The organism is Megasphaera sp. AF13-6AC (assembly GCF_027685385.1).
In the GTDB taxonomy this organism is placed as follows: Bacteria; Bacillota; Negativicutes; order Veillonellales; family Megasphaeraceae; genus Megasphaera; species Megasphaera micronuciformis.
The window spans coordinates 1-8,269 of the sequence record NZ_JAQCUN010000056.1; the positions used below are offsets into that span (position 1 = coordinate 1).

7 protein-coding genes are annotated in these 8,269 nt (G+C 45.3%); 1 reads left to right on the top strand and 6 read right to left on the bottom strand.

The genetic code is table 11. From position 1 onward, the window contains the following. The coding region (locus PGX78_RS04450; protein WP_442864793.1) for an ABC transporter permease at positions 1-796 on the bottom strand (796 nt) is incomplete at its 3' end. Then, the gene (locus PGX78_RS04455; protein ID WP_270445556.1) at positions 796-1,731 is read right to left on the bottom strand and encodes an ABC transporter permease; all 936 of its coding nucleotides are present in this window, start codon (positions 1,729-1,731) and stop codon (positions 796-798) included. The genes PGX78_RS04450 and PGX78_RS04455, both read right to left, overlap by 1 nt. Before the next feature lie 152 nt (positions 1,732-1,883). Between PGX78_RS04455 and PGX78_RS04460 the strand changes: the two genes are divergently transcribed. Further along, positions 1,884-3,056 (top strand): MFS transporter, encoded by a 1,173-nt coding sequence (locus tag PGX78_RS04460; RefSeq protein ID WP_270445557.1) that lies wholly within the window; start codon positions 1,884-1,886, stop codon positions 3,054-3,056. Between the two features lie 72 nt (positions 3,057-3,128). On the opposite strand, the gene PGX78_RS04465 is transcribed toward PGX78_RS04460, so the two are convergent. The 4 genes from PGX78_RS04465 to PGX78_RS04480 all read right to left on the bottom strand — a co-directional run. Beyond that, positions 3,129-6,560 (bottom strand): pyruvate carboxylase, encoded by a 3,432-nt coding sequence (locus tag PGX78_RS04465; protein ID WP_040774476.1) that lies wholly within the window; start codon positions 6,558-6,560, stop codon positions 3,129-3,131. Positions 6,561-6,693: 133 nt separating this feature from the next. After that, positions 6,694-7,407: a twin-arginine translocase subunit TatC gene (gene tatC, locus PGX78_RS04470; RefSeq protein ID WP_006943004.1), complete on the bottom strand. Its 714-nt coding sequence runs from the start codon at positions 7,405-7,407 to the stop codon at positions 6,694-6,696. Further along, positions 7,391-7,819 carry a Sec-independent protein translocase subunit TatA/TatB gene (locus PGX78_RS04475; protein ID WP_270445558.1) on the bottom strand — a complete coding sequence of 143 codons (429 nt, stop codon included), beginning with the start codon at positions 7,817-7,819 and terminating at the stop codon, positions 7,391-7,393. Before PGX78_RS04475 ends, tatC begins: the two co-directional genes overlap by 17 nt. Before the next feature lie 142 nt (positions 7,820-7,961). Beyond that, positions 7,962-8,269: hypothetical protein (locus PGX78_RS04480; RefSeq protein ID WP_270445559.1), on the bottom strand; the 308-nt coding region annotated here is incomplete at its 5' end.

An 8,269-nucleotide genomic window follows, 5' to 3' on the forward strand; every position in this document is an offset into this window, starting at 1 on the left:
GAAAGGATCGGATGCTGTTAATCCCCTCGGACGTCAAAACGCCCCAACTGGCCATGGGAGCCGACACCCCCAGGCCTATAAAGCTTAAAAAAGCTTCCGTGAAAATTGCATCCGGTACTGACAACGTCAAGGCGGCAACAATCGGACCGGCCGCATTGGGCAATAAATGTCGTCGCAATAAATCAAAAGAGCCTGCATTACAGGAGCGTGCAGCCGTAATGTAATCAGACGTCTTCAAACTCAAAATTTGACCGCGCACAATGCGTGCCATGTTCAACCAATAGGCAATGCCCAAAGCAATGTAAATATTAAGTAGTCCCGGCTTAAAAACAACCATCAATAAAATAACATACAATAAAACAGGCACAGAGTACAAAACATCCACGATATGCATCATAATCCGATCTGTCTTACCTCCGACAAAGCCGGCAATCCCGCCGTAAATAACACCGATAGTCACATTAATAAGTGCCGCTACGATACCGATGGACAAGGATATCCGTGCCCCGTAAAGCACACGCGTATATAAATCTCGGCCCAAAGAATCGGTACCGAACCAATGCAGTACCGATGGAGCCGCATTGGCTTCGGCAAAATTCTGCCCATCATACGTATAGGGCGAAAAGGCGGGCCCGATGAGAGCCCAAAGCGCAATTAGACAGATAATAATGCCTCCCGCCACGGCCAAACGATTTTTCTTTAATCGCTGCAGGCCTCGATAAGTTACGGGCCTACGACTTCTTTGCACCGCCTTTCTTGTTGCAAACGGTACAGGCTCGAAATCATCATGTCGTATCACTTCTTTTCTCCTCCCTTCGTGACAGAAATACGCGGGTCCAACAAGGGATATATTAAATCTGCTAAAAGGTTCACGAAAATAACGAAAATACTGTAAAAAAGGGTGATTCCTAAAATAACCGTATAATCTCGGTTATATATACTGGTCACAAAATATCGACCCAAGCCTGGTATGGCAAAAAGCGTCTCGACAACAAAACTGCCGGTAAGGAGAGAGGCTGCCAGCGGGCCCGTATAACTGACTACCGGTAAGAGTGCGTTACGAAGTGCATGATGATATAAAATTCTCCATTTACCGACACCGGCGGCCCGCGCCGTACGGATATAGTCCTGCTCTAATGCATCAAGTACGCCGGCTCTGGTGAGCCTCATAATAAACGCCGTAGGAGCGGCTGCTAATGCCAGAGCCGGTAAGACGGCATAAGTCGGTCCCTTCCACAGAGCTGCAGGTAATACGGGCCACCAAAAAGCAAATACTTCAACAAGGAGGGCCGCAATGATAAATCCGGGCACGGAGACCCCCAAGGTAGCAAAAATCAGACAGGCATAATCAAGAAGTGAATTTTTGCGAGATGCCGCTGCAAGTCCCGATACAATGCCGACAATCAAAGATACAATCAGACTGATACCGCCTAATACCGCTGAGACCGGAGCTGTTTCGGCGATAATATTGTTTACCGTACGTCCGGGATATTTAAAGGACGGGCCGAAATCTCCCTGCACGACATGACCCAAATAGTCCGTATACTGTTTCCACAAGGGATCATTTAACTTATACCTGGCTTCTACAGCTGTCAAAACTGAGGGTGGTAATTTCTTTTCAGCTGTAAAAGGTCCTCCGGGGACGGCATGCATTAAAAAAAAGGTAAGTGTAATAACAGCCCATAAAACGACCAGGGCTCCGCCGAGTCTTTTCAAAAGATAAGGGAGCATAATATAACCTCGTTAAAAGCTTAAATAATCCTGCATAATATAAATTTTATTATACCGTCCTCCCCGGTAAAAGTATAGCAATCACCTTGTCATACCGCATCAGCCCTCGTATAATAAAACAATAGTTTATTCACATGGAAAAGAGTGTTCTTATGAATTGGAAATTATGTCTTGCCGTCTTAACCTGTAATGTGCTGTTTATGTCGTCAAGTTATACGATGATCATTCCTTTTTTACCCGTCTATTTAACAAAAGAACTGGGGGTAATCCCTGCCGATATTCATCTTTGGTCGGGAATTATTTTTTCCGCTTCTTTCATTGTCAGCTCCGTTATGGCTCCTATCTGGGGGCGTATGGCGGACAATCGAGGAAAACGACTCATGGCATTACGTGCCAGCTTTTTATTATCAATCAGTTATTTTCTCGGAGGTGTCGTATCTACGCCGATTCAACTCGCATGTGTCCGCCTATTCCAAGGTTTTGCTTCCGGACTCTGGCCCATGACTTTAGCCATCATGACCTCTTATGCACCTACCGAGAAAACAGGATTTTGCCTCGGTATTATGCAAGGTGCCTTGACGGCCGGCAGTGTAATCGGCCCGCTGTTCGGAGGCGTACTTTCCGAAGTATTCGGTATGCGCGCCTCTTTTTTTATCGCTACCGGCGCCTTATTTTTTAACTTTATTATGCTGCTCGTCGTCATTAAAGAACCGCCACACACACCCCCGTCACCGGAGGAAAAGCAACCTTCCTTCAGTGTACTTAAATCCCCTATCATTCGTGACATGCTTCTTTTCGCCGTCTTAGTCCAAATGGTTATCTTCCTCGTCCAGCCGATTATGGCACCTTACATTGAGGATTTGACAGGTACCTCCGATTCTATTGCCATGAAAGCCGGCATCATTTTCTCATTAAGCGGCATTGCGGGAGCGGTTACCGCCCCTTTATGGGGAAGGTTCGGCCAAAAACACGGATTTTATACCTCTTTAATCTACGCACTTACCTTAGCCGGTATCGTAGCTGTTCTTCAATCGCTGCCTAAAACGCTCACTGTTTTTGCCGCCTGCCAATTTGGGGTCGGCCTCTTCTTCTCCGGCATTAACCCGTCTATTAACGCTATTTTGGCAAATGCTACCACAAACAATGTGAAAGGTCGTGTTTTCGGTCTTCTCTTTTCCGCTCAGCAAACCGGTGCTTTCATAGGTCCGCTGGCAGGTGCCGCCATTGCTACCGTAATGGGTATGCATTCAATCTTTATTGTTGCCGGTGCCGTTCTTTTATTGATCAGTTTACTCGTACGAAAACATAGGCCTAAGCCCTTATAGTATGAAGCAATAGAATATATGCTGAGACGAAATAAAGCCGCACATCTTTGATGTGCGGCTTTACTATATGATTTATTCAATCTCTACAAGGCAATCACCGGAAATAATGGCTTGGCCCTTTGTTACATGAATATCGGCCACTGTCCCGTCCATAGGAGCTGTAATAGTCGTTTCCATCTTCATAGCTTCCGTAACAACAAGAGGTTCACCTTTCTTAACCTTCTGTCCCTTCGAGACGAGAATGTTGACTACGGAACCGGAGAGAGTTGCACCTACGTCACCCGGCTTCGTCGGGTCGGCCTTTTTCTTAGCTACCGTCGTCATGTCGACACTCTTATCCAGCATGCGAATTTCACGTTCCGCACCGTTAAACATAAACGTAATGGTACGTACACCGTCATCATCACAATCACTGATATTAACCAGAGTAATGACGAGATCTTTACCCTTTTCAATGCCTACATGAATTTCTTCATCTTTTTTCATGCCGAAGAAGAAGGTCGGCGTATCGAGAACGCTCACATCTCCGAATTCTTTCAAGCGTTCACTGTAATCAGTGAAAACCTTCGAATATTGGCAATAAGCGTTGACATCTTCCGGCGTGTGGCCATACCCGGCATCAGCTAACTTTTTGGCAATAGCTTCAAAATCTGCCGGCGGTAAAACCTTGCCCGGTCGTTCCGTTAAAGGCTTCTTGCCCTTTAAGATAATCTTCTGCAGCTTTTCGGGGAATCCCTGATAAGGAACACCGATTCGGCCTTCGAAAAATTCTACAACCGATTGCGGGAAATCGAGTGTGTCTCCTTTTTCGTAAATATCCTTTTCCGTCAAGTTATTTTGTACCATGAAGAGAGTCATATCCCCGACGATTTTAGAAGACGGCGTAACCTTGATAATATCACCGAACATCATGTTAACGTCGTGATACATCTTCTTGACTTCATTCCAACGCTCGCCCAAACCGACACCCTTAGCTTGCTGACGCAAGTTGGAGAACTGTCCGCCCGGCATTTCATGCTGATACACTTCCGTATTGGAATATGGTTCCGCTTTATCAACACCCTTGTAGTACGGACGAACGGTAGCCCAATAACGAGACAGCTCTTCCATTGAATCGATGTCCATTTCAGGCTGACGTTCCTTACCCGTCAAGGCATAATACAGGGTATTCATGCTCGGCTGACTCGTATTGCTTGCCATGGAAGACAAGGCTACGTCAACGATGTCTACGCCTGCATCAATAGCACGGCAATAGGTCGTTACACCGTTACCCGAGCCGTCATGAGTATGTAAATGAATCGGTAAGGTAACCGCATCTTTAAGAGACGAAACCAGCTGATATGCCGCTTCCGGTTTCAAGAGGCCGGCCATATCCTTAATAGCAATAATATTAGCTCCCGCATTTTCCAATTCCTTAGCCATCTTAACGTAGTAGTCAAGATTGTACTTCGGGCGATTGGGATTTAAAATATCGCCTGTATAGCACAATGCTACTTCGGCAATCTTACCCGTTTCCCGTACGGCCTGAATAGTTTCATACATATTATCCAAGCTGTTCAGACTATCAAAAATACGGAATACGTCAATGCCGTTTTTAGCTGACAAGTCAACGAAATTCTTAACTACATTGTCGGGATAGCTCGTATAGCCTACAGCATTGGCACCGCGAATCAACATTTGCAAAAGAATGTTGGGAGACTTTTCTCTCATTTCACGCAAGCGTACCCAAGGATCTTCATAAAGGAAACGATACGCTACGTCGAAAGTCGCCCCGCCCCAGCATTCAAAAGAAAAGAGATTCGGCATCTTCTTGGCAGCCGCATCCATAACGCGCAACATGTCAATAGAGCGAACACGTGTCGCCATAAGAGACTGATGAGCATCACGCATAGTGGTATCGGTAAAAAGAACTTTCTTCTGGTCAAGAATCCACTTGGACAGACCTTCAGCACCCTTTTCATCAAAAATCTGCTTCGTTCCTTGAGGGAAGTCCCCTTTCGGTGTAATCGGTAATTCCAAGGGCTCGAATTCGGGCTTTTCCTGATGACCTGCTGCCATATATCCGTTAATAGTCGTGTCGGCAATATATCGGAGCAACTTTGTTCCGCGGTCATGCGTAACCGGCAGGTCAAAAAGTTCCGGATGTTCATCAATAAAGTTAACGTCATAATCTCCGCTTTCAAACAAGGGGCTAGACAATACGTTAATGAGGAAGCCGATATTGGTCTTAACACCGCGGATACGGAACTCCTTCAAGACGCGAATCATCTTTTGTACGGCCCCGGCATGAGTCAAATTATACGTCGTAGCCTTAACAAGAAGTGAATCGTAGTACGGTGTAATGATGGCTCCCGTATAAGCATTGCCGCTGTCAAGACGAACACCGAAGCCGCCGCCGCTACGATATGCAATAATCTTACCCGAGTCAGGCATAAAACCGTTTAAAGGATCTTCCGTCGTAATGCGGCACTGAATGGCATTGCCGATGCATTGTACCGACTCTTGCGAAGGAATACCTATCTCTTCACTATCCAACGCATAGCCTTCGGCAACCTTAATCTGTGTCTGTACAATATCGATGCCTGTAATCATTTCCGTTACCGTATGTTCAACCTGAACACGAGGGTTAACTTCAATGAAGTAGAATTTTTCATCGCTTGTAACAAGGAATTCTACCGTACCCGCATTGACATAGTTGACGTTTTTCATCAACTTCAAGGCCGCATCACAAATGTCCTGACGCAATTTTTTCGAAAGAGAAAACGCAGGAGCAATTTCGACCACCTTTTGATGACGACGCTGAATAGAGCAATCCCGTTCGAAAAGATGGATTACATTGCCGTGCTCGTCCCCCATGATCTGTACTTCAATATGCTTGGGGTTGATAATGCATTTTTCCAAATAAATTTCGTCACTGCCGAAAGCAAGCTTCGCTTCGGATTTAGCGCGTTCATATGCATCCTTAAGGTCGGCCATTTTATCGACCATACGCATGCCGCGACCGCCACCGCCGTTAACAGCCTTTAACATAATCGGCAAACCGACTTCTTTGGCAAAGCGTTCAACTTCGGCATAGTTCATAACCGGACCGTCACTGCCGGGAATAAACTGAATGCCCGCCTTTTTAGCTTGAATACGAGCGTTAATCTTATCACCGAACATAATCAGGTGCTCTACCTTAGGTCCGATAAAGATAATACCTTCCTCTTCACAACGTTTAGCCAATTCCGCGTTTTCCGACAGGAATCCGTAGCCCGGATGAATAGCGTCAACATCGTGTTCGTGTGCAATACGGACAATATCCTCAATGTCAAGATATGCGTCAACCGGTTTCTTGCCCTTACCTACCAAATAAGATTCATCCGCCCGAAAACGATGCAGCGAAAGGGAATCTTCTTTGGAGTAAATCGCTACGGTACGAATACCTAATTCATTACAGGCACGAAATACACGAATAGCGATTTCGCCGCGGTTTGCAACTAAAACCGAATTAATCTTTTTCATATAATAAAACCCTCCTACTGTCATAGAGATGTGGTACTTGCGTCTTATATACCAGCATAGACCTACTCGTATATTATAACAAAAGAACCGCCCCGTACAAAGGGGCGGAGCCTATAAATACTGTATACAAAATTTATTTGTGCATGACTTTACACACAATAAACAGGCTGATTTCATACAATACAATGAGTGGCACGGCAATCATTGTCTGCGTAAATATATCCGTAGTAGGGGATACGACAGCGGCAAAGATAAAGGCAATAACAATTAAAATCTTTCGTTTTCCCTTTAAAAAGTCGCCTGTTACCAGCCCGATCTTGGCTAAAAAGACTACAATAAGCGGTAATTCAAAAATGAACCCGAAGGGTAATGTCAAGGCCAAAATAAAGGAAAGATATGATTCCAGCGAGAACATGGGTTGAAGTGTCTGCGTCGCAAACCCCATAAAGAAGGTCACCGCTGCAGGAATGACCAAATAGTAGGCAAAAACAAGACCTACGTAAAATAAAATAACTGCCGTCGGCAATATAACCAAAACGGCCCGTCTCTCCTCCGGCCACAGGGCCGGTGCCACGAAAGCCCATACTTCATACAAAAGGACGGGCAAGGTGAACAAGATCCCCGCATATAGGGCTATTTCCATATAGGTAAAGAAAACCTCCGACGGGTTCATAAAGTACAATTTACCTGCCGGTCCCGATAACAAGGCAATAATATCATCTACATAGTTATAACAGGCCAAGGCCGCTATGGCGACGACAACCAGACAGATAATGAGGCGTTTTCTGAATTCCTGTAAGTGGTCGCGTAGGGGCTGTTCCGTCTGTACATCAGGTTTCAAGGTCATGCTCCTTTACCGGTTTTTCTTCCTTCCGTGCAATGTCGGCGGCCTTTGTGACCGCCTCTTTTCTGACCGGTGCCGTAATATCGGCTGTCATACTTTTTCTGGCTACTTCATCAGCAAGCTCTGTCGTTTCCTCCACTTCGTTTCTCACCGCATCACTGCCTTCAGCCAACATATCATGAGCTTCTTTAAACTTTTGTAACGACTCTTCGACTTCTTTCATTTCTATCTGACTGACGTTTTTTGCCGTATCCTTCGTTTCCGTAGCCGCGTCGACAATATCATTGCCCATTTTTTTCAATTCATTGACGCTCTTCCCCAATGTTCGTGCAATTTCCGGCAACCGGTCAGGACCGAAGACAATGAGAGCTACGATGAAGACCAAAATCATTTCACTCATGCCGATATTAAACATGAACGACTTCCCCCTTTGTATATCTGTGCCCAGTATACCACAGGACGGAAAGAGTGAAAATGACAAAAAGGGTTGACTACAAACGTCTTACAGACGAATAAAATTCAACCCTTTTTACTCAATTATACGGTCTTCCGACGAACTATTGACCTATTAATCGTTTCACTATGCCTTTTAAATCGGCTACTTCCTGTTTTAGCGATTGAATTTCACCGTCTTGAGCCGCTACCTTTTCCACAAGGCCCTGATTTATTTCTTTCATAGCCGTCATTTCATCTTCCAACACGTAAACGGCACTGATAGGACCGCCTCTATATCGTTCGGGAACAGCCTTTCTTTCACCCACATTGCCGAATTTATAGGTTACACCCATATTTACAAGATAATGGTGGTTGTTTCCTGCCCCTTTAGCAGCACCGAAATTAAACAGAAGTGATTCTCTTTGATAGT

Excerpts from the sequence above, each read along its gene's own strand:
- PGX78_RS04455 (WP_270445556.1), bottom strand. The coding sequence starts at position 1,731 with ATGCTCCCTTATCTTTTGAAAAGACTCGGCGGAGCCCTGGTCGTTTTA.
- PGX78_RS04460 (WP_270445557.1), top strand. The coding sequence starts at position 1,884 with ATGAATTGGAAATTATGTCTTGCCGTCTTAACCTGTAATGTGCTGTTT.
- PGX78_RS04465 (WP_040774476.1), bottom strand. The coding sequence starts at position 6,560 with ATGAAAAAGATTAATTCGGTTTTAGTTGCAAACCGCGGCGAAATCGCT.
- tatC (WP_006943004.1), bottom strand. The coding sequence starts at position 7,407 with ATGACCTTGAAACCTGATGTACAGACGGAACAGCCCCTACGCGACCAC.
- PGX78_RS04475 (WP_270445558.1), bottom strand. The coding sequence starts at position 7,819 with ATGTTTAATATCGGCATGAGTGAAATGATTTTGGTCTTCATCGTAGCT.